Here is a 21,488-nt window from a genome sequence, read left to right as displayed (position 1 = left end):
TGATCAGGTGAACGGCAGCGGCTCGGGGGAGAGACTCACGGCCCTCGCCCGTGCCGCTGTCATCGCCCGCCGGTGGTGCTGGCGGCACAGCACCTCGTAGGCGACGTCGGCGTCGTCGACCTCATCGAGTGGCGCGGGCGGCTGCTCGGCGAGGTCGTCGACGTCGCCGACCACGATCACCTCGCCCTCGGTGACCATGACGCCGTTCTCGGTGCGGGCGTTGTGGGTGGCGCGCTTGCCGCACCAGCACAGCGCCTCGACCTGGAGCACCTCGGTGCGGTCGGCCAGCTCGACCAGGCGGGCGGCGCCGGGGAAGAGCCGGGTGCGGAAGTCGGTGAGGATGCCGAAGCAGAAGACGTCGATCTGCAGCTCGTCGACGACCTTGGCCAGCTGGTCGACCTGCTCGGCGGTGTAGAACTGCGCCTCGTCGCAGATGAGGTAGTCGATCCGGGCGCCCTGGGTGAGGGCGTCGACGGTGTAGCGCCAGAAGTCGAAGTCGGGTGCGACCTCGTGCGCGTCGGCGACCAGCCCGAGTCGAGAGGACACCATCGCCGCGCCGGCCCGGTCGTGGGAGGTGAACAGCCGGCCCCTCCGGCCGCGGGCGGCGTGGTTGTGGTTGGTCTGCAGGGCCAGCGTCGACTTCCCCGTGTCCATCGTCCCGGTTCGGAAGATCAGCTCGGCCACCCGCGCATCCTCCTCCGACCCTCACCTGGGTGACAACTTCGTGACCAGCGGGACAAGTTCTGTGGGTTTGCGTGAGCAAGGCAGGATTTCGAGCGAGACTAGTGACTCTCTGATGCAGGAAGCAGGTGGACCCATGGTGGTCGTCGTCCGGCCCTCCGGACGTGTCGTCCGGAGAGTCGTCACGATCGTGTCGGTGCTGGCCGCCGTCGCCGTCGTGCTGACCACGACCGGAGTCGTCGGCGGGCGTACGTCCCCCGACGCCGACCGACCGGCCGCCGCGACCACCCAGGAGCCCGCCGATCCGGCGGTGCCGGCACCCGTGCCCCCCGCCGCTCTGGCACCGGCCGCCGAGAGCGCGCCGGTCGTGGTCGTCCGCAGCGCCGCGACCCGCAGCCCGTACGACGACCGGCTGGCCGAGGCGCCCAACGACGTGGCGATCGCCTACCAGCGCGCCGCGACGGTCATCAACGCCGCTGCCCCGTGCAACCTCGACTGGATGGTCCTGGCCGCGCTCGGCAAGCTCGCGTCGGACCACGGCCGGGGTCCCGCCGTCGGCCGGCCCCTCAACGGCAAGGCGGGCCGCAGCGAGGTCTCCGACACCGATGCGGGGGCGCTCGACGGGAACCCGCGCTGGGACGCGCCGGTCGGGCCGATGGGGCTGCTGCCCGAGACCTGGGCGCGGGTCGCGGTCGACGCCGACGGCGACTCGGTGCGCGACGTGCAGGGCATCGACGACGCCACGCTGGGCGTCGCGGTCCTGCTCTGCGCGGGCGGCAAGGACCTGTCCGACCCCCAGGCGCTGCGCGAGGCGCTGCACACCTACGACGCCTCCCCGCGCTTCCCGCGCACCGTGCGCCGGCTGGTCGCCGGCTATCAGGCCGAGGCGGCGGAGATGTCGGCGGCGGCCCTGGCGCTGGCGCGGACGACGACCGTCCCGGTCACGGTGCCGCTCGACGCGACTCCGCTCTGCGACTGCGATGAGGTCGTCTCGGCCCTCGCCCACCTCATCGCGGAGCTCAACGCCCCGGTCGGCCTGCCCGAGGTCCCGCCAGCGCCGGCCGGGCAGCCGGCGGCATCGGGACCGCCGCCCACGACCGGACCGACGCCCCAGCCGAAGCCGGACCCGGAGCCGAAGCCGGACCCGGAGCCGAAGCCGGACCCGGAGCCGAAGCCGGACCCGGAGCCGAAGCCCGATCCGGAGCCGACGCCGGTGCCGACCTCGGAGCCGGAGGCCGGCTCCGAGACGCCGGCGGAGCTGCCGCCCGCGACCGAGCCCACGGCCGAGGCCTGCACGGCGCCGGAGGACGAGACCGAGCCCACGACCGAGGCCTGCACCGGCCCGGAGGACGAGACCGAGCCGGAGACCGGACCCATCTCCTAAGGTGAGTCCGTGACGACGGACGCACTTCTCGGGATCAGCAGCCTTCCGCACCAGCTGCCGCGATTCGCCGACATCGACGACCATGACTACGCCCCGGCGATCGAGACGGCCATGGCCGAGCAGCTCGTCGCGGTCGCGGCGATCAGCGCGGACCCGGCGCCACCGACCTTCGCCAACACGTTGATCCCACTCGAGCTCAGCGGAGTCACCCTCGCGCGCGTGTTGCGGGTGTTCTGGAACAAGGCGAGCGCCGACGCCAACCCCGCCATCGATGCCGTCCGGGCGGAGTTCGCGCCCCGACTCGCCGCCCACGGCGACGCGATCCTGCTCGACCCGGCCCTGTGGGTCCGGCTCCAGGCGGTGCATGCGGACCGCGCGGGACTGGAGCCGGAGGCGGCGTACCTCGTCGAGCGCTATGTCACCGAGTTCCGGCTCGCCGGTGCGGCGCTCGGCGACGCCGACAAGGCGCGTCTGCGCGAGCTGAACGAGCGGATCTCCAGCCAGGAGACCGCCTTCGAGCTGGCCCTGCAGGCCGACAGCAACGACCTCGCGGTCGTCGTCGACGACCCGGCCGAGCTCGACGGTCTGACCCAAGGAGAGATCTCCGCAGCGGCCGCGGCCGCCGAGGCGCGCGGGCTGGTGGGCGGCCATCTGCTCACGCTGGTGCTGCCGACCGCGCACCCCCACCTCGCGGCGCTCACCGACCGCGACCTGCGCCACCGCCTCTCCACGGCGCAGCGCAGTCGCGGCAGTCGCGGCGGCGATCACGACACCCGTGCCGTCGCGCTCGACATCCTGCGCCTGCGCGCCGAGCGTGCCCGGCTGCTCGGCTTCGACAACCACGCCGCCGCGGTGACCGCGGACAACACGGCGGGCACGCCGAAGGCGGTGCGCTCGCTGCTCGAGCGGCTCGCCGTCCCCGCGGCGCACAACGCCCGCGCCGAGCAGGACGCGATGTCCGAGCTCGCCGGCTTCCCGATCGAGCCCTGGGACTGGCCGTTCTACGCCGAGCGCGTCCGCACCGCCAGGTACGACGTCGACCTGGCCGCGCTGCGACCCTGGTTCGAGGCGGAGCGGGTGCTGCGCGACGGCGTCTTCTTCGCCGCCGGGCGGCTCTACGGCCTGGCCTTCACGGAACGGCCCGACCTGCCGGGCTACCACGCCGACGTCCGGGTCTTCGAGGTGAGCCGCGACGGGACGCCGATCGGCCTCTACCTGCTCGACCTCTACACGCGCGACACCAAGCGCGGCGGCGCGTGGATGAGCAGCTTCGTCACCCGGGCGAGCCTGCTCGGCACGGAGACCTCGGTCGTGGTCAACAACCTCAACGTCCCCAAGCCCGCCGCGGGAGAGGCGACCCTGCTGACCTGGGACGAGACCCGCACCCTCTTCCACGAGTTCGGCCACGCGCTGCACGGGCTGCTCGCGCGGGCGACGTACCCCAAGTTCGGCGGCACCGCCGTCTTCCGCGACTTCGTGGAGTACCCGTCGCAGGTCAACGAGATGTGGGTGCTGTGGCCCGAGGTGCTCGCCAGCTATGCCGTCCACCACGAGACCGGCGAGCCGATCCCGGCCGATGTCGTCGAGCGGCTGCGTGCGGCGGAGACCTTCAACGAGGGCTTCGCGACGAGCGAGTACCTCGCCGCCGCGCTGCTCGATCTCGCCTGGCACGAGCTCGGTCCCGACGACGTGCCCACCGAGCCGGCCGAGGTGGCCGTCTTCGAGCAGCGTGCCCTGGCCGCCGCCGGGCTCGACAACCCGGCCGTGCCGCCGCGGTACTCCACGCCGTACTTCGCCCACAGCCTCAGCTCCGGCTATGCGTCTGCCTACTACTCCTACATCTGGAGCGAGGTCCTCGACGCCGACACGGTCGCGTGGTTCCGTGACAACGGGGGACTGACGCGGGAGAACGGCGAGCAGTACCTGCGCCACGTGATCGGCATCGGCGGCACCCGCGACCCGCTCGAGTCCTACGAGGAGTGGCGCGGCCGGCCGGCGCCGGTCGAGCCGCTGCTGGTGCGCCGCGGCCTGGCCTGAGTTCCGGTGCCTGTGGAGGACGCGCACGCGATGCCGCGCGATGACGGATGCTCCTGGACATGGCATCGGACGAGTGGCGGATGGTCGCGCGCTGCACGGCGCGGGAGCTTCGGGACGAGCCGGAACGCCTTGCCCGGGATGTCCGCCTACTCGGCGTTCCTGCGGCCTGAGTCGGGTGGGTGAGAGTGACCCAGGGACCACCCTCACCCACCCAACCCGGGCCGGTCGGGAGCCTCAGAAGGTGTGCTCCGGCGCCGGGAAGCTGCCGTCCTTCACCTCGGCGTCGTAGGACCGGGCGGCGTCGAGCAGGACCGTGCGCAGGTCGGCGTACTGCTTGACGAAGCGGGGCATCTTGCCCGTACGCAGCCCGAAGGCGTCCTGCCAGACGAGGACCTGGCCGTCGCAGCGGTTGCCGGCGCCGATGCCGATCGTCGGGATCTCGAGCTTCGCGGTGACCTCGGCAGCGACGTCGCCGGGGACCATCTCCATGACGACGGAGAACGCGCCGGCGTCCTGGACGGCGAGGGCGTCGCGGAGGACCCGGTCGGCGGTGTCGCCGCGACCCTGGACCCGGTAGCCGCCGAGCGTGTGCTCCGACTGGGGCGTGAAGCCGATGTGCGCCATCACCGGGATGCCGCCGCGGGTCATCCGCTCGATCTGCGGGGCCATCTCGACGCCGCCCTCGAGCTTGACGCAGTGGGCGCCGCCCTCCTTCATGAACCGGGCGGCGGTCAGGTAGCCCTGCTCGGGGGAGGCCTGGTAGCTGCCGAACGGCAGGTCGCCGACCACGAGGGCACGGGTCACCGAGCGGCTGACGGCCCGGGTGAGGGGGATCAGCTCGTCGACGGTGACGGGCAGGGAGGTGGTGTTGCCGAGCACGTTGTTGGACGCGCTGTCGCCGACGAGCAGGATCTCGATCCCGGCCTCGTCGAAGATCTGCGCGGTCAGCTGGTCATAGCTGGTGAGCATCGAGAAGCGCTCGCCGCGCTGCTTCATCTCACGCAGGTGATGGGTCCGGATCCGCTTGATCGTTGCCGACCCGGCGGGGGCCGGGGTCCCGGCCGGGGCGCCGTACGGCGCCGTCTCTTCGGGGGTGCTGCTGCTCATCGTCGAGCTCCGTTCTGGGTGACTCGCGGCCCGCGACTGCGGGTCCACGTTCGTTTGACGGGCACTGACGAGGCTAGTCGCGCGGAAGGCCCCGGCGCGCTGTGTGCTCGATCACCCCGGCCTCACCCCGGCCTCACCGCGGCGTCACCGCGGACCGACCGCGTCGGCGGCCGCCTCGAGCTCCGCGACGACGATCCGCCGCATCCCCAGCATCGCCCGGCTGACGGCCAGCGCCCGCTGCGGATCGGGGTCGGCGACGAGCTCGTAGAGGCGCATCGGGACGATCTGCCAGGACAGGCCGAACCGGTCCTTGAGCCACCCGCACACCGACTCCTCACCGCCGTCGGCGAGTGAGTCCCAGTAGTAGTCGACCTCGCCCTGGTCCTCGCACGCGATGGCGAAGGACACCGCCTCGCTGAACGGGAACGCCGGCCCGCCGTTGATCGCCCGGAAGGTCAGCCCGTCGAGGGTGAACTCCCCGGCGCCCGCCCCGAGGCGGTCGATGGAGGAGTTGGGGAAGATCGCGGTGTAGAAGCGGACGGCCTCCTCCAGGTCGTCGTCGAACCACAGGCACGGCTGGATGTGGCTGCTCGCGATGCTCATGCGGGTGCAGACCGGCGCCGCGCCGCCGACTCATCGTCGTCGTCCCGGCTGCCGCACTCCTAGACTCGCCCCGTGGACTTCTACTCGGCCTACGCCCACGGGTTCGCCCGGGTCGCCGCGGTGACGCTGCCGGTCGCCATCGCCGACCCGGCGACCAACGCCGCTCGCACGCTGGAGCAGGCGCGCGCGCTGCACGACGACGGGGTGGCGCTCGCCGTGTTCCCCGAGCTGGGCCTGTCCGGGTACGCCATCGACGACCTCCACCTCCAGGACACGCTGCTCGACGCGGTGCGTGAGGCGATCCTCGACCTGACCGTCGCCTCGGCCGACCTGCGGCCGGTGCTCGTGGTCGGCGCGCCGCTCGCGAGCGGCAACCGGGTCTACAACTGCGCGGTCGTGATCCACGGCGGCCGGGTCCTCGGGGTCGCGCCGAAGTCGTACCTGCCGACCTACCGCGAGTTCTACGAGGCCCGCTGGTTCGCGTCGGGCGCGACCGAGTGTGCCGCGGACGGCGTGATCGAGCTCAACGGCGAGGACGTCCCGTTCGGCAACGACCTGATCTTCTCCGCGACCGACGTGCGCGGCCTCCACCTCCACGTCGAGGTCTGCGAGGACATGTGGGTGCCCGTCCCGCCGAGCGCGAACGCCGCGCTCGCGGGCGCGACCGTGCTCGCCAACATCTCCGGCAGCCCGATCACGGTCGCCCGGTCCGAGGACCGCCGGCTGCTGGTGCGCAGCGCGAGCGCGCGGTGCAACGCGGCCTATGTCTACGCGGCGGCGGGCATGGGCGAGTCGAGCACCGACCTGTCCTGGGACGGCCAGACGATGGTCTACGAGATGGGCGACCTGCTGGGGGAGAGCGAGCGGTTCCCCGACGGGCCGCGTGCCACGGTGGTCGACGTCGATCTCGACCGGCTGCGCCAGGAGCGGATGCGTCAGGGCACGTTCGACGACAACCGGCTCGCGGAGGGTGTCGACGCCCGGCACTTCAAGCGCGTCGCGTTCGAGCTCGAGCCGCCGGCCGGCGACATCGGGCTGCGCCGCAAGGTCGACCGGTACCCGTTCGTCCCGGACGACCCGGCGCGGCTCGCCCAGGACTGCTACGAGGCCTACAACATCCAGGTCTCCGGCCTCGAGCAGCGGCTCTCGGCCATCGGTCAGCCGAAGATCGTGATCGGCGTCAGTGGTGGCCTCGACTCGACGCACGCGCTGATCGTCGCGGCGAAGGCGATGGACCGGCTGGGCCGCCCGCGCAGCGACATCCACGCGTTCACGATGCCGGGCTTCGCGACGGGGGAGACGACCAAGTCGTACGCCACCCGCCTCTCGCAGGCGCTGGGCTGCACCTTCGCCGAGCTCGACATCAGGCCGGCCGCCACCCAGATGCTGCAGGACCTCGACCACCCGTTCAGCGACGGCGAGCCGGTCTACGACATCACCTTCGAGAACGTCCAGGCCGGACTGCGGACCGACTACCTGTTCCGGCTCGCCAACCACCGCGGCGGGATCGTGCTCGGCACCGGTGACCTGTCCGAGCTGGCGCTGGGCTGGTGCACGTACGGCGTGGGCGACCAGATGTCGCACTACAACGTCAACGCCGGCGTCCCGAAGACCCTGATCCAGCACCTGATCCGCTGGGTCGTCGACACCGACCAGCTCCACGACGGCCACTACGACGACGAGGCCGATCAGGTCCTCCAGGCCATCCTCGAGCAGGAGATCACGCCGGAGCTGATCCCCGGCGGCGAGCAGCGGACCGAGGACTCGGTCGGTCCGTACGCGCTGCAGGACTTCACGCTCTACCACGTACTGCGCCGCGGCTACCGGCCCAGCAAGATCGCGTTCCTGGCCCACCACGCGTGGGGGAGCGGCGAGGCGGCGTACGACCTCGTCGTCATCCGGAAGTGGCTCGAGGTCTTCGTGCGCCGGTTCTTCAGCAGCCAGTTCAAGCGCTCGGCGCTGCCGAACGGCCCGAAGGTCAGTCCCGGCGGCACCATGTCGCCCCGTGGCGACTGGCGGATGCCGTCGGACGCCAGCCCGGCCGCCTGGCTGGCCGAGCTGGCGGCCAACGTCCCCCTGGAGTAGGTCGCGCGCTCAGACCTCCCGGCGGTGGTCACCTCGCATCATCCGGGCCATCGCGAAGCAGCACGCCGCGAGGGCGAGCATCCCGAGGCCGAGGAACTCCATCTGGTCGATGCTGAACAGGTTGACGGCGAGGAGCGCGAACCAGATGCCGAGGATGTCTCCGCCGAGCTGAGGCAGGGCGGCGACGAGCAGGCCGATCACGAGTGTGATCGCGCCGACCCACATGACCGCGTCCGCGGCGTCGCCGGGCAGGAGGTCGTTGGTCCAGGTCGCGATCGTGGCCTCCCAGGTGGCGCTCTCGGTCACGAGGCCGGTGATCATGTCGAGTCCCCACAGGATGGGGAGCACGGTGAAGGTCGCCCACAGGGCCACGCGGCCCTGGTGTGCGGCATCGACCGTGGCGAAGTGGGTGAGGTCGTGCATCTCCTCACGCATCTCGTGGGTGAGGTTGTCCCACGCGTGGGTGCTGGCCATGTCTGGCCCCTTTCTCGAGGTCCCCTTGTAAGGGACACCACAATTGACGGTAGACCTGCGCGGATCTTTCGGCAAGACTCGTGTCTGCTAGAGATTCCGGACAGGTCCGGGGAGAGGGGCCGGCATGGACGAGGCGTTCGGGCAGCGGGTCGCACGGGTGGGCTCCCTGGCCGACCCGGTACGGCGGGCGCTCTACCGATTCGTCGCCGAGCAGCCGGGCGCGGTGAGCCGCGACCAGGCGGCCAGCGGCGTCGACGTACCCCGGCACACGGCGAAGTTCCACCTCGAGCGCCTGGTTGCCGAGGGACTGCTGGTGACCGAGTTCCGCCGGCTGACCGGGCGGACCGGGCCGGGCGCGGGCCGGCCCGCGAAGCTCTACCGCCGCTCGCGGCGGGAGCTGACGGTGAGTGTGCCGAGCCGGCGCTACGACCTGGCCGGCCAGGTCCTGGCCGATGCCGTCGAGCGCACCCTGGCGGGGACGTCGATGACCGACGCGCTGGCCGCCGCCGCCGCGGACGCGGCCGAGCAGGTGGCGGACCAGGTGAGCGGCCGGACGGGTGAGCGACCGCTGGCGGAGGCGTTGACCGCCCTGGGGTACGAGCCGCGCGACCAGGACGACGCTCTGGTACTGGCGAACTGTCCCTTCGACCGGCTGGCCGCCGACCACCGGGGCCTGGTCTGCGGACTCAACCACGCGTTCGTCGCCGGCCTCGCGAGCCGGCTCGCCGGCCCGGAGGCGACGGCGGAGGTGGTCGCGCCGGGGCCCGGGTGCTGTGTCCGGGTCGGCGGTACCGAAATACGAACGTGACACAACGACACTAGGCTGCGGACATGGGTAAGCAAGAGGACTTCGTCCTGCGCGCTCTCGAGGAGCGTGACGTCCGGTTCGTGCGCCTGTGGTTCACCGACGTCCTGGGGTTCTTGAAGTCGGTCGCCGTGGCGCCGGCGGAGCTCGAGGGGGCCTTCTCGGAGGGCATCGGGTTCGACGGGTCCGCCATCGAGGGCTTCGCGCGCGTCTACGAGGCCGACATGCTCGCCCTGCCCGACCCGACGACCTTCCAGATCCTGCCCTGGCGCAGCAGCGAGGGTCCGGCCACGGCCCGGATGTTCTGCGACATCGTGATGCCCGACGGGTCCCCGTCGTACGCCGACCCGCGCAACGCGCTCAAGCGGACCCTCGGCAAGGCCGCCGAGCAGGGCTTCACCTTCTACACCCATCCCGAGATCGAGTTCTACCTCTTCAAGGACGAGCCGCGCGCGGGCGACGAGCCGGTGCCGATCGACCGCAGCGGCTACTTCGACCACGCCGCCCACTCGCACGGCTCCGACTTCCGTCGCGAGGCGATCACCATGCTCGAGGCGATGGGCATCTCGGTGGAGTTCAGCCATCACGAGGGCGGCCCCGGCCAGCAGGAGATCGACCTGCGGTACGCCGACGCGCTGACCACCGCCGACAACATCATGACCTTCCGCACGGTCATCCGGGAGGTCGCGCTCAGCCAGGGGATCTGGGCGACGTTCATGCCCAAGCCGTTCACCACGCATCCCGGCTCCGGCATGCACACGCACCTCTCCCTCTTCGAGGGCGACCAGAACGCCTTCTACGAGGCCGGCGCCGAGTACCAGCTCTCGAAGACCGGCCGACAGTTCATCGCCGGGATCCTGCGCCACGCCAGCGAGATCAGCGTCGTGACCAACCAGTGGGTCAACTCCTACAAGCGGATGATGTTCGGCGGCGAGGCACCGTCCTACATCTGCTGGGGCCACAACAACCGCTCCGCGATGGTGCGGGTGCCGATGTACAAGCCGATGAAGGGCCAGTCGACCCGGGTCGAGCTGCGCACCATCGACTCGGCCTGCAACCCCTACCTCGCGTACGCCGCCGTGCTGGCCGCCGGCATGAAGGGCATCGAGAACGACTACGAGCTGCCGCGTGAGGCCGAGGACGACGTCTGGGCCCTCACCGAGCGGGAGCGCCGCAGCCTCGGCATCGAGCCGCTCCCGAAGAGCCTCCACGACGCGATCGCGATCGCCGAGCACTCCGAGCTGCTCGCCGAGACGCTGGGGGAGCAGGTCTTCGACTTCTTCCTGCGCAACAAGCGGGCCGAGTGGGACGAGTACCGCGGCCAGGTCTCGGCCTTCGAACGCGACCGCATGCTGCCTGTGTTGTGAGATGAATCGGGCGTCGCAGCGCACCGAGCTCCTCCGGCTCGGCTTCGTCGACCTCGACCACGCGCTCGTCGACCTCGACCGGCTGGGTCCGGGGGGCAGCGATCTGCTCGCCCTGCTGGGCCGCACGGCCGACCCGGACGCCGCCCTGCGCGGCCTGTGCCGGCTCGCCGACGCCATGGACGGGGCGGACGGGGCGGACGGTCGCGCCGAGCTGATCGCCGCGGTCCGTGACGACGAGGGGACCGCGATGCGGCTGCTCGGCGTCCTGGGCGCCAGCGCGGCGCTGGCCGACCATCTCGCGACCCATCCCGGGCAGTGGCGCGAGCTCGCCGACCCGGTTCTGGGGTCCACCCGTCCGGCGGCGTGGGCGGTGCGCGCCGCGCTCCTCGACGCGGTGGCCGGGAAGCCCGACCGGGAGGCCGTCGACGCACTGCGCGTGGAGTACCGCCGTCACCTGATGCGCCTCGCGGCCCGCGACCTCACCCACCACCTCGGCGTCGACGACGCGGCGGCGGAGCTGTCCGACCTCGCGGCCGGGACGCTCGACGCGGCGCTCGCGGTCGCCCGCGAGCGGGTCGGCCCGGCGGCCGCGGACACCCGGTTGGCCGTCATCGCGATGGGCAAGTGCGGGGGCCACGAGCTCAACTACGTCTCCGACGTCGACGTGCTCTTCGTCCACGATGGCGACGAGCGGATGGCGGCCCGCCTGGCCGCGCAGCTGATGCAGGTCTGCGCCGATCACACCGCCGAGGGCACGATCTGGCCGGTCGACGCGGCGCTGCGACCCGAGGGCAAGGCGGGGCCGCTGAGCCGGACCCTGGCCAGCCACCAGAGCTACTACGAGCGCTGGGCCGAGCCGTGGGAGTTCCAGGCCCTGCTCAAGGCACGACCGGTCGCCGGCGACCTCGCACTCGGCGCGGAGTTCGTCGCGATGACCGCCCCGCTGGTCTGGTCGGTCGCCGATCGCGACGGCTTCGTCGACGCCGCCCGCGCCATGCGGCGGCGGGTGCTCGACCACATCCCGGCCAAGGAGGCGGACCGCCAGCTCAAGCTCGGCGCCGGCGGACTGCGCGACGTCGAGTTCGCCGTGCAGCTCCTCCAGCTGGTGCACGGTCGCGCCGACGAGTCGATCCGCCCGCCGACGACGTTGAGCGCGCTGGCCCGCCTGACCGAGGGTGGCTATGTCGGCCGCGAGGACGGTGAGGCGCTGCACCGTGCCTATGCCTTCCTGCGTCAGCTCGAGCACCGGATCCAGCTCCACCGGCTGCAGCGCACCCACGTCGTGCCCGCCGACGACGCCGCGCTGCGGCGCCTCGGCCGCAGCCTCGGCTTCTTCAAGGAGGCGCGGAAGAGACTCGAGGAGACCTGGCAGGACCACCGCCGCGAGGTCAGCCGGCTGCACCAGAAGATCTTCTACCGGCCGCTGCTCACCGCCGTGGCCCGGATCGGCTCCGACGAGGTGCGCTTGTCCTCGGCGGCGGCCGAGGAGCGCCTGGCCGCCCTGGGGTACGCCGACCCGCAGGCCGCGCTGCGCAACCTGGAGGCGCTGACCGCCGGCGTCAGCCGCACCGCCGCCATCCAGCGCACGCTGCTGCCCGCGATGCTGCAGTGGTTTGCCGAGTGCTCCGACCCCGACGGAGGCCTGTTCGGCTTCCGCCGGATCAGCGAGGCGCTGGGGCGCACGCCGTGGTACCTCTCCACGCTCCGTGACGAGGGCGAGGCTGCCGAGCGGCTGGCCCACCTGCTCGCCACCTCGCGCTACTGCACCGACCTGCTCGAACGCGAGCCGGCCGGCGTCCGGCTCCTCGGCGGTGACCTGCGCCCCCTCGGCTCGGCCGCGATGACCGACGAGATGCTCGCCACCGGCCGCCGCCAGGAGGGCTTCGAGAAGGGCGTGCGCGCCCTGCGCGCCGTCCGCCGCCGCGAGCTGCTGCGCATCGCCGCCGGCGACGTCCTCGGCCTGGTCGACGTCATCGAGGTCGGCAACGCGCTGACCCGGCTCACCGACGCGACGCTCGAGGCCACCTTGCAGGGCGCGATCGAGTCCACTGCCCGCGCGCGCGGTCTTGCCGCCGCGCCCACCCGGATGGCGATCGTCGCGATGGGCCGGTACGGCGGCTTCGAGCTGTCCTACGGCAGCGACGCCGACGTGCTCTTCGTGCACGATCCCGTCGACGGCGCCGACGCCCACGAGGCCACGACCTTCGCGCGGATCGTCGCCGAGGAGGTGCGCCGGGTGCTCTCCGTGCCCGGGTCCGATCCTGCACTCGTCGTCGATGCCGACCTGCGTCCCGAGGGGCGGCAGGGCCCGCTCGTGCGGACCCTCGACGCGTACGCCGCCTACTACGCGAAGTGGTCCCACGTCTGGGAGGCCCAGGCCCTGCTGCGCGCGGACGCCGTCGTCGGCGACCACGACCTCCGCGACCGGTTCACCGCCCTCATCGACCCGCTGCGCTACCCGGCCGGCGGGCTCACGGAGGACGACGTGGTCGAGGTGCGCCGGATCAAGGGCCGCGTCGACAAGGAGCGGCTCCCGAGGGGAGCCGACCCCGCCCTCCACCTGAAGCTCGGTCGCGGGGGACTCGCCGACATCGAGTGGACCGTCCAGCTGCTCCAGCTGCGCCACGGTGCCGAGGTCGCCGGGCTGCGCACCACCCAGACCCTGGCGGCCCTCAGCGCCGCCGCCGACGCGGAGCTGATCACCCACGACGACGAGCAGACCCTCGCGACCGCCTGGCGGCTCGCGACGCGGGTCCGCAACGCGGTCCTCCTCGCTCGCGGTCGAGCCGGCGACGAGTTCCCTCGTGCCCTCCTCGAACGCCGCGCGGTCGCGGGCATCCTCGGCTACCAGCTCACCGAGACGGACCGTCTCCTCGACGACTATCTGCGGGTCACCCGGCACGCTCACGCCGTGGTCGATCGGGTGTTCTGGGCGTAGTCTGACCGGCATTGGTCAGGCAGGTAGACACGTGTCAGGCAATGCTCACCCAACGGGCCCAAATGAACCGTTGGTATGTCATGATGTCCGGTGTCGGGCCGCGACCGACCCCCCCAGAGGTCGCGGCCCGACCCTCTTCCGCGCCCTTCAGCGCGGCCCGTCGGGATGGATGCTGCGGGTCTCGGCGCGCTCGTAGGCGCGGGGCAGATGGTCGCCCAGGAACACCTTCGGCAGCGCCTTGGCCACCGCGAGGGTCACGTAGACCATCGTGTTGATCGCGACGAAGGCCGCCAGCACCGCGAACGCGTGCGAGCGCACCAACGACTCCGGGAACACGATCCCGAGCGTGGCCAGCAGCGGGCTCATCGGGTCGCCCGTCCGTCGACCCGGACGCCGCGGGGCGTGCTCACGACGTGCTTCCAGTCGGCGTTGCGGCCCAGCGACATGTCGACGACGCCCTTCAGGTAGACGAGGTCGAGGAAGAGCGCGTACACCAGCTCGGGGAACAGGGTCGCGGCGAGCAGGCGGGCCCGCCAGCCGCCGCGCCACACGGTCACGATCCGCTCGACCGTGAAGACCAGGCCGGTCCCGAGCCAGAACGGGAACCAGACCCAGCTGTCGAAGGACAGCGCCATCAGGACCATCAGCAGCAGGTACGCGAAGAGGGCGACGACGCCGTACCCGATGCCGAGCTGCTGGGCCCAGTAGCGGAAGGTCGCCGGGCGCAGGCCGTAGGCGCCGAGGTTCTCCAGGGCGCCGCGCTGCCAGCGCAGGCGCTGGGCCCACAGCGCCCGCCAGCTCGGCATCACCTCGGTGACGACGGTGCAGTCCGACGGCGAGACGATGAGGGCGCCGAGGGACTTGAGGGCGAGGGTGATCTCGTTGTCCTCGGTGAGCACGAGAGTGTCGTAGACGTCGCCGGGTACGCCGGGCAGCAGCCTGCCGCGCTCGGCGGCGACCGCGCGCAGGGCCCGGGGCCGGAACACGGTGGCGGTGCCGGTCAGCACGAAGACCCGGCCGCGGCGCCGCCGCAGGTCGCGGGCGTAGCGCGTGTACTCGTTGCGCTGGAACTGGCCGATCAGGCCCTTGCCCTCCTCGCCGTAGAACAGCCCGCCGACGGCCATCAGTGCCCGGTCCTCGCTCATCCGCCGCACCACCGAGTCGAGGAAGCCGTCGTCGAGGACGGTGTCGGCGTCCATCACCATGACCAGGTCGTTCTCGCCCTGGGCGGGCAGGATCCGCTCGAGTGCCTGGTTGAGAGCGCCCGCCTTCTTGTGCGGGTTGTCGAGGCTCTCGATCACCTCGGCGCCCGCGCGGCGCGCGATCTCCGCGGTGTCGTCGGTGCAGTTGTCGGCCACGACGACGACCCGATCGGGGGCGCGGGACTGGCCGGTCAGGGAGGCGAGCGTGGCGGCGATGCCCTGCGCCTCGTTGTGGGCCGGCACCAGCACCGTGAGCGTCACCGGGCCGTGGAAGACCCCGCGGGTCTCGGCCATCACCTGGCGGGGGGACAGGGGGAGCCGGGCGCCGTCCTCGCTGCGCCGCGCCCGGCTGGCGATCCGCCGCTCCAGCGCCGCGACGCCCGCCGCGAACAGCAGGGCCAGGCCCGCGGCCGCCGCCAGGGTCGGCACGGTGGGTGCCTCCGTGTCGTAGAGGATGTGCCACGCGCCGAGGACCAGGCCGTCGGACGGCTCGTCCCGCCCCTGGGCGGTGTCCGAGACCGACCACCAGAGCAGGCCCGCGCCGCCCAGCGCCGTCCCGAGGATGAGCAGACCGACTGCTCGTTGCAACCAGCGCACGAGAACCCCTTCCCTCGCCCTCGACGATAAGCAGCGACGGCGGCGTACGCCGAGAAAGCGGTCGATGCCGACCGTTCGGCGGGCGCTTCCGGGACCAAGGTCCCGCTCCGCTCTGATCCCCCGGTCCCGGGCCGATGGGGGAGAGGTGACGGATCCCGGGGCCGACAGGAGCGCACTCGAGCGCACGGTCGTCGACTCGATCCCGTTCAGCATCCTCGCGACCGACGCGGCCGGCCGGATCCGGATCGCCAATCCCGCGGCGGCGGCACTCGTCGGTCGCGAGCAGGGCGAGCTGATCGGCCGCTCCCTCGCCGACATCGACGGCGCCGAGCGGCAACGCCACCTCGACGGGGCGCCGGTCCTGGCGCACGCGGCCCGGGGCGAGGCGGAGTGGGCCTACCGCCGCAAGGACGGCACCACGGTGCCGGTCCACGAGACCATCGTCCCGCTGGAGCCGGAGGACGGGGCGCCGGGCGGCTTCCTGGTCGTGGCGTTCGACATCACGCACCGGATCGAGGACCGCCGGCGGATCGAGCACGTGGCGAGCCATGACAGCCTCACGAACCTGCCCAACCGGTCGATGCTGGTGGGGACCAACGACCGGCTCGCACTGTCGTCCGCGCTGCGGCAGGCGCTCGACCAGGACGAGCTCTCCGTCGTGTACCAGCCGCAGGTCGACCTCGGCACCGGCGAGGTGGTCGGCGTCGAGGCGCTGGCCCGCTGGGCCAGCCCGAGCCTCGGCGCCGTACCGCCCGACCGGTTCATCCCGGTCGCGGAGGACGGCGGGATGATCGCGGAGCTCGGCGCCTGGGTGCTCACGACCGCCTGCGCCGCGCTGGCCGGGGTCCAGGAGCAGCTCGGCCGCCCGCTCCGGTTGGCCGTCAACGTCTCGCCGCGCCAGCTGCGTGGACAGGCGTGGCTGGAGGAGATCGCCGCCGCCATCGAGGAGGCCGGCATCGAGCCGTCGCAGCTGGAGGTGGAGATCACCGAGGGCCTGCTCATCGAGGACCACGGCGACGTGGTCGCGATGCTCCAGTCGCTGCGCTCCCTCGGCGTCTCCATCGCCGTCGACGACTTCGGCCGCGGCTACAGCAGCCTCGCGTACCTGACCCGGTTCCCCATCGACAAGATCAAGATCGACCGCTCCTTCGTGCGGGAGATCGACTGTGCGGAGAAGGCGGCGATCGTCGACGCGATCATCGTGATGGGTCACGCCCTCGGCATGAGGGTCGTCGCGGAGGGGGTGGAGACGGCCGAGCAGGAGCGGTACCTGCGCCGGCGCGGGTGTGACGAGGTCCAGGGCTATCTCTACAGTCCCGGCGTCCCTGCCGCGTCGTTGGAGATGGTGGCCCGGGCGCTGTCGCGTCAGTAGCTCTCGGGCAGTGATCGCGGCTCAACACTCGATCACGTTGACGGCGAGGCCGCCGCGCGAGGTCTCCTTGTACTTCGTCTTCATGTCCCGGCCGGTCTCGCGCATCGTCTTGAGCGCCTTGTCCAGGCTGACCTTGTGCGACCCCGTGCCGTGGATCGCCAGCCGGGCGGCGTTGATCGCCTTCACGGATGCGATGGCGTTGCGCTCGATGCAGGGGATCTGGACCAGGCCGCCGACCGGGTCGCAGGTCAGGCCGAGGTTGTGCTCGATGCCGATCTCGGCGGCGTTCTCGACCTGCTGCGGTGTCCCCCCGAGCACCTCGGCGAGTGCGCCGGCGGCCATCGCGCACGCCGAGCCGACCTCGCCCTGGCAGCCCACCTCGGCGCCGGAGATGGACGCGTTCATCTTGGCCAGGATGCCGATCGCGGAGCCGGTCAGCAGGAAGCGGACGATGCCGTCGTCGATCTGCTCGGGGGTGCGTCCCTTCGCGGCGAACCGGACCCAGTAGTGCAGGACGGCCGGCACGATGCCGGCGGCGCCGTTGGTGGGGGCGGTGACGATCCGGCCGCCCGACGCGTTCTGCTCGTTGACGGCCAGCGCGAAGAGGTTGACCCAGTCGATGACGTCGAGCGGGTCGTCGCTGCCGGTCCGGCACAGCTTCGCGTAGAGCTCGGGCGCGCGTCGCGGCACCTTCAGCCCGCCGGGAAGCACCCCCTCCTGCCGACAGCCCTCGTCGACGCAGGTCACCATCACCTGCCAGATCTCGAGCAGCCTGGCTCGGATCTCGGCCTCGCCGCGCCAGGTCAGCTCGTTGGCGAGCATCACGTCGGAGACGGACATGTCCTCGCGCTCGCAGATGGCGAGCAGCTCGCCGCCGGTGCCGAACGGGTACGGCAGCGCGGTCTCGTCGGCGACCACGCGGTCCGCCCCGGCCTGGGCCTCGTCGACGACGAAGCCGCCGCCGACCGAGTAGTACGTCCGTGCGCGCAGCTCGGACCCCGTGTCGTCGTACGCCGTGAAGATCATCCCGTTGGGATGCGCGGGCAGCGACTGCCGACGGTGCATGACGACGTCGTCGTCCACGAACCGGATCCGGCGGCGGCCGGCCAGGTCCAGCTCCTGCCGGTCGAGGATCGCCGCCACCCGGTCGTCGTACGTCGACGTGTCGGTCGTCGCCGGGTCGTCGCCCTCGAGCCCGAGAATCACCGCCTTGACCGACCCGTGGCCGTGGCCGGTCGCGCCCAGCGAGCCGAACAGCTCCGCCTTGACGCGCGTCACCCGGGGGAGCTCGCCGTCGGCGACGAGGCCCTCCGCGAAGATGCGCGCGGCGCGCATCGGACCGACCGTGTGCGAGGACGACGGGCCGATGCCGATCGAGTAGAGGTCGAAGACGCTCAGCGCCATGCGATCACGGGCTCCTGCGATCCATGACTCGACGGTACCGCCGGAGTCCTCACTGCGAGGTGAGTGCTTCGTAGGCCGCGGCGTCGATCAGGTCACCGGGCGCGCTGACCTTGACGACGAACAGCCAGCCGGCGCCGAACGGGTCGCTGTTGACCAGGCTCGGGTCGGCATCGACGGCGTCGTTGACCTCGACGATCTCGCCGGTGACCGGGGCGTAGAGGTCGCTGACGGACTTGGTGGACTCGAGCTCGCCGCAGGACTCGCCCGCGGTGACGGTCGCGCCGAGCTGCGGGAGGTCGACGTACACGACGTCGCCGAGGGCGTCGGCGGCGTAGGCGGTGACGCCGACCTTGGCGAGGTCGCCGTCGAGGGCGACCCACTCGTGCTCGGCGGTGTACTGGAGGTTGGTGGGATTGGTCATGGTGGTTCTCCTGGAGGTCGTGGGGTCAGCGGGGGCGGGAGTAGAACGGGAGCGCGACGACCTCGGCGTCCTCGAGGGTGCCGCGCAACGACACGGCCAGGCGGGTGCCGGGTTCGGCCAGCGCCGGCGGCACGTAGGCCATCGCGATCGGCTTCTCCAGCGTGGGGGAGGGCGAGCCGCTGGTGACGACGCCGACCTCGGCGCCGGTCGCCGGGTCGTGCACCGGGTAGCCGGCGCGCGGTGAGCGACGCCCGCTCGCGACCAGGCCGACGAGCACCCGCTGCGGACCCTCCTCCTTGCGCCGGGCGAGAGCGGCGTCGCCGACGAAGCCCTCGGGCTTGTCCAGGACGACGACGCGCCCCAGGTTCGCCTCGAAGGGGGTGGTCTCCCTGTCGAGCTCGTGGCCGTAGAGCGGCATGCCCGCCTCCAGGCGCAGCGTGTCGCGGCAGGCGAGCCCGGCGGGGACGAGGCCGCGTGGTTCGCCGGCGTCGCTGAGCGCGGCCCAGACCGCCGCCGCTTCGGACGGCCGGCAGTAGACCTCGAAGCCGTCCTCGCCGGTGTAGCCGGTGCGCGCCAGCAGCACGTCGACGCCGGCGACGGTGCCGGCGTCGATGGCGTAGTACCGGAGGTCCGGGACGTGGAGGTCGGTGAGCCCGGCCAGGATCTCCGCGGACGCCGGGCCCTGGACCGCCAGCAGCGCCCAGTCGGCGGAGGTGTCGCGGACCTCGACGTCGTACCCGTGCGCGCGGGCGGCGAGCTCGGGCGCGACCACGGCGACATTGCTCGCGTTGGCGACGACCAGGTAGTGCTCCTCGGCGAGCCGGTAGACGACGAGGTCGTCGATGATCCCGCCGTCCTCGGCGCAGATCATCGAGTAGCGGGCGCGGCCCACGCCGATCGCGGACGGTCGGCTCACCAGCGCGTGGTCGAGCGCCGCTCCGGCACCGGGTCCGGTCAGCTCGATCTCGCCCATGTGGGTCAGGTCGAACAGCCCGGCCCGGGTGCGGACCGCGCGATGCTCCGCGGTCTCCGAGGCGTACCGGACCGGCATCTGCCAGCCCGCGAAGTCGGTGAACGACGCGCCGAGCGCGCGGTGCACGTCGTGCAGCGGCGTGAGCCGCGGGGTCCCTGCGGGGGTCGTGGTCATTGGGAGGCTTCCTCGTGGGGCACGGCTCGCGCCGCGCTCGTGGCTGGGTTGCCTCCCCGCTCTGTCATCGCTACCTGAGAGCTTCACCGTCCGGTCGGAGGCTTGCACCGTGGGTGCGGGCCGGTGGATCCGTCCCGACTTTCCAGAGTTCGCCTCGTCCCAGCGGTCAGGGTGCCTGAGAGATTCTTGGGGAGATTTGCTCCTTCGGCGCCCCGTCCTCGTGGGACGGAGACTCTCCCGCTGGGGTTCGAACGGCGCGATGTTCAGTTGTGACGGCGCCGAGCATACGGCATCCGGCGGCGTGCGCCCGTACGATTCGCCGGTGCCCAGCCCGTACTTCGTCGACCCTGCCGAGCGGCTCGCCGGGATCGATCCCGACGAGCTCGCGATCACCCTCAAGGTCCTCGGGCAGCTGCCCCAGCTGCCCCCGGACCACGACGACATCCGCACGGTGAAGCGGGCGGCGTCGTCCATGTACAAGATGATCAAGCGGGCGCGGCGGGCCGAGATCCGGATGGAGCGGTTGCAACACGACCAGGAGATCATCGAGCGGACCGCCACCGGCTCCGCGCTGCGGATCGACGACGAGACCGCCGGCATCCCGCTGGTCTCCACCGCGCAGGGTGCCTTCGCCGGTGAGCTGCTCACGGCGCGCGGCTGCTACATCTGCAAGGAGGACTTCACCCTCGTCGACGCGTTCTACCACTGGCTGTGCCCGCGCTGCGCCGCGATGAGCCACGCCAAGCGCGACCAGCGCACCGACCTCACCGGCAGGCGCGCGCTGCTCACCGGCGGCCGGGCCAAGATCGGGATGTACATCGCACTGCGCCTGCTCCGCGACGGCGCGCACACGACGATCACCACGCGCTTCCCCAAGGACGCCGTACGCCGCTTCGCAGGTGTCGAGGACTCCGCCGACTGGCTGCACCGGCTCAAGGTCGTCGGCATCGACCTGCGCGACCCCACCCAGGTGATCTCGCTGACCGACGACGTCGCGGCCGACGGCCCGCTCGACATCATCATCAACAACGCCTGTCAGACCGTACGACGCCTCCCGGGTGCCTACGCGCACCTCACCGAGGGCGAGCTCGCCCCGTTGCCGACCGCCTCGTCGCTCGGACTCAGGGAGCTGCCCGAGATGGTGGCGTTCGACCGGATCTCCGAGGCGCACCCGGCGGCGATCGCGGGTGCCCTGGCCGACCACGCCGTCGCCTACCACGACGGGGAGTCGGCCGAGTCGGCCCTGGCCTCTCACAATGCCGCGTCGCTCACCGCGCTGGCGCTCAAGGCGGGCAACGCCTCGCTCGAGCAGCACCTGGCCGGCACCGCGATCGACGCCGGCGGCCTGATCCCGGACGTCCAGGACAACAACTCCTGGACCCAGGTCCTCGACGAGGTCGACCCCCTGGAGCTCCTCGAGGTCCAGTTCTGCAACTCGATCGCGCCGTTCCTCATCAACTCCCGGCTGCGCCCGGCGTTGCGGGCCGCGGTCCAGAACGGCGCCCGGCGGGCCTATATCGTCAACGTCTCGGCGATGGAGGGCCAGTTCTCCCGCCGCTACAAGGGTGCCGGGCACCCGCACACCAACATGGCCAAGGCCGCGCTCAACATGATGACGCGCACCTCGTCGGGCGAGATGTTCGAGACCGACAAGATCCTGATGACGGCCGTCGACACCGGCTGGATCACCGACGAGCGGCCGCACCACGAGAAGCTGCGGATCGCGGCCGAGGGCTGGCACGCGCCGCTCGACCTGGTCGACGGCGCGGCCCGGGTCTACGACCCGATCGTGCGCGGCGAGGCCGGCGAGGATCTCTATGGATGCTTCGTCAAGGACTACCAGCCCTCACCTTGGTGATCGGCG

General features: G+C 72.0%; 17 protein-coding genes and 2 riboswitches. Of the genes, 8 read left to right on the top strand and 9 right to left on the bottom strand.

The window, feature by feature from the left end; all coding sequences use genetic code 11:
• Window positions 1–3: 3 nt before the first annotated feature.
• A complete protein-coding gene (locus KVF89_RS12240) occupies window positions 4–684 on the bottom strand; it encodes a thymidine kinase (RefSeq protein WP_257425842.1) in 681 nt (226 codons plus the stop codon).
• Window positions 685–817: 133 nt separating this feature from the next.
• Between KVF89_RS12240 and KVF89_RS12235 the strand changes: the two genes are divergently transcribed.
• Window positions 818–2,065, top strand: coding sequence for a hypothetical protein (locus tag KVF89_RS12235; RefSeq protein ID WP_257425841.1), 1,248 nt, complete (start codon window positions 818–820; stop codon window positions 2,063–2,065).
• Between the two features lie 9 nt (window positions 2,066–2,074).
• Window positions 2,075–4,102, top strand: coding sequence for a M3 family metallopeptidase (locus KVF89_RS12230; protein ID WP_257425840.1), 2,028 nt, complete (start codon window positions 2,075–2,077; stop codon window positions 4,100–4,102).
• 234 nt (window positions 4,103–4,336) lie between these two features.
• Here the strand turns inward: KVF89_RS12230 and panB are convergent, their stop codons facing one another.
• Both panB and KVF89_RS12220 read right to left on the bottom strand, forming a co-directional pair.
• Complete coding sequence (gene panB / locus KVF89_RS12225) at window positions 4,337–5,209, bottom strand: 3-methyl-2-oxobutanoate hydroxymethyltransferase (RefSeq protein ID WP_257425839.1); 873 nt, start codon at window positions 5,207–5,209, stop codon at window positions 4,337–4,339.
• 144 nt (window positions 5,210–5,353) lie between these two features.
• Window positions 5,354–5,812 (bottom strand): VOC family protein, encoded by a 459-nt coding sequence (locus tag KVF89_RS12220; protein ID WP_257425838.1) that lies wholly within the window; start codon window positions 5,810–5,812, stop codon window positions 5,354–5,356.
• A 72-nt stretch (window positions 5,813–5,884) separates the two neighbouring features.
• Here KVF89_RS12220 and KVF89_RS12215 point away from each other — a divergent pair, with 72 nt between their 5' ends.
• The gene (locus tag KVF89_RS12215; RefSeq protein ID WP_257425837.1) at window positions 5,885–7,897 is read left to right on the top strand and encodes an NAD(+) synthase; all 2,013 of its coding nucleotides are present in this window, start codon (window positions 5,885–5,887) and stop codon (window positions 7,895–7,897) included.
• 9 nt (window positions 7,898–7,906) lie between these two features.
• Here the strand turns inward: KVF89_RS12215 and KVF89_RS12210 are convergent, their stop codons facing one another.
• Window positions 7,907–8,371 carry a hypothetical protein gene (locus tag KVF89_RS12210; protein WP_257425836.1) on the bottom strand — a complete coding sequence of 155 codons (465 nt, stop codon included), beginning with the start codon at window positions 8,369–8,371 and terminating at the stop codon, window positions 7,907–7,909.
• 124 nt (window positions 8,372–8,495) lie between these two features.
• On the opposite strand from KVF89_RS12210, the gene KVF89_RS12205 reads away from it, so the two are divergent.
• From KVF89_RS12205 to KVF89_RS12195, 3 genes are read left to right on the top strand one after another with little or no spacing between them, the layout of a single operon-like run.
• Window positions 8,496–9,179, top strand: a complete 684-nt coding sequence (locus tag KVF89_RS12205; RefSeq protein ID WP_257425835.1) for a helix-turn-helix transcriptional regulator — start codon at window positions 8,496–8,498, stop codon at window positions 9,177–9,179.
• A gap of 23 nt (window positions 9,180–9,202) precedes the next feature.
• Window positions 9,203–10,543: a glutamine synthetase family protein gene (locus tag KVF89_RS12200; protein ID WP_257425834.1), complete on the top strand. Its 1,341-nt coding sequence runs from the start codon at window positions 9,203–9,205 to the stop codon at window positions 10,541–10,543.
• Between the two features lies 1 nt (window position 10,544).
• On the top strand, window positions 10,545–13,481 hold the full coding sequence (locus tag KVF89_RS12195; protein ID WP_257425833.1) for a bifunctional [glutamine synthetase] adenylyltransferase/[glutamine synthetase]-adenylyl-L-tyrosine phosphorylase: 2,937 nt from the start codon (window positions 10,545–10,547) through the stop codon (window positions 13,479–13,481).
• A gap of 147 nt (window positions 13,482–13,628) precedes the next feature.
• Here KVF89_RS12195 and KVF89_RS12190 read toward each other — a convergent pair whose 3' ends face one another.
• A complete protein-coding gene (locus KVF89_RS12190) occupies window positions 13,629–13,847 on the bottom strand; it encodes a hypothetical protein (protein ID WP_257425832.1) in 219 nt (72 codons plus the stop codon).
• Window positions 13,844–15,280: a glycosyltransferase family 2 protein gene (locus KVF89_RS12185; RefSeq protein ID WP_257425831.1), complete on the bottom strand. Its 1,437-nt coding sequence runs from the start codon at window positions 15,278–15,280 to the stop codon at window positions 13,844–13,846. Before KVF89_RS12185 ends, KVF89_RS12190 begins: the two co-directional genes overlap by 4 nt.
• Before the next feature lie 145 nt (window positions 15,281–15,425).
• Here KVF89_RS12185 and KVF89_RS12180 point away from each other — a divergent pair, with 145 nt between their 5' ends.
• A complete protein-coding gene (locus tag KVF89_RS12180; RefSeq protein WP_257425830.1) occupies window positions 15,426–16,652 on the top strand; it encodes a sensor domain-containing protein in 1,227 nt (408 codons plus the stop codon).
• 21 nt (window positions 16,653–16,673) lie between these two features.
• Here the strand turns inward: KVF89_RS12180 and KVF89_RS12175 are convergent, their stop codons facing one another.
• The 3 genes from KVF89_RS12175 to gcvT are packed head-to-tail and all read right to left on the bottom strand — an operon-like array spanning window position 16,674 to window position 19,624.
• Complete coding sequence (locus KVF89_RS12175) at window positions 16,674–18,056, bottom strand: L-serine ammonia-lyase (protein ID WP_257425829.1); 1,383 nt, start codon at window positions 18,054–18,056, stop codon at window positions 16,674–16,676.
• 49 nt (window positions 18,057–18,105) lie between these two features.
• Window positions 18,106–18,477, bottom strand: a complete 372-nt coding sequence (gcvH, locus tag KVF89_RS12170) for a glycine cleavage system protein GcvH (protein WP_257425828.1) — start codon at window positions 18,475–18,477, stop codon at window positions 18,106–18,108.
• 25 nt (window positions 18,478–18,502) lie between these two features.
• Entirely contained in the window at window positions 18,503–19,624 is a 1,122-nt protein-coding gene (gene gcvT / locus KVF89_RS12165) for a glycine cleavage system aminomethyltransferase GcvT (RefSeq protein WP_257425827.1), read from the bottom strand.
• A gap of 51 nt (window positions 19,625–19,675) precedes the next feature.
• A riboswitch (glycine riboswitch) is annotated at window positions 19,676–19,777 on the bottom strand.
• Window positions 19,778–19,874, bottom strand: a riboswitch (glycine riboswitch).
• Between the two features lie 72 nt (window positions 19,875–19,946).
• On the opposite strand from gcvT, the gene KVF89_RS12160 reads away from it, so the two are divergent.
• Complete coding sequence (locus tag KVF89_RS12160) at window positions 19,947–21,482, top strand: SDR family NAD(P)-dependent oxidoreductase (RefSeq protein WP_257425826.1); 1,536 nt, start codon at window positions 19,947–19,949, stop codon at window positions 21,480–21,482.
• The last annotated feature ends 6 nt before the right edge of the window (window positions 21,483–21,488 follow it).

The sequence above is a fragment of the Nocardioides carbamazepini genome (assembly GCF_024614185.1).
GTDB lineage: Bacteria > Actinomycetota > Actinomycetes > Propionibacteriales > Nocardioidaceae > Nocardioides > Nocardioides carbamazepini.
The sequence above is the reverse complement of the archived record's forward strand: the minus strand, read 5'-3'. Positions and strand labels throughout refer to the sequence as shown.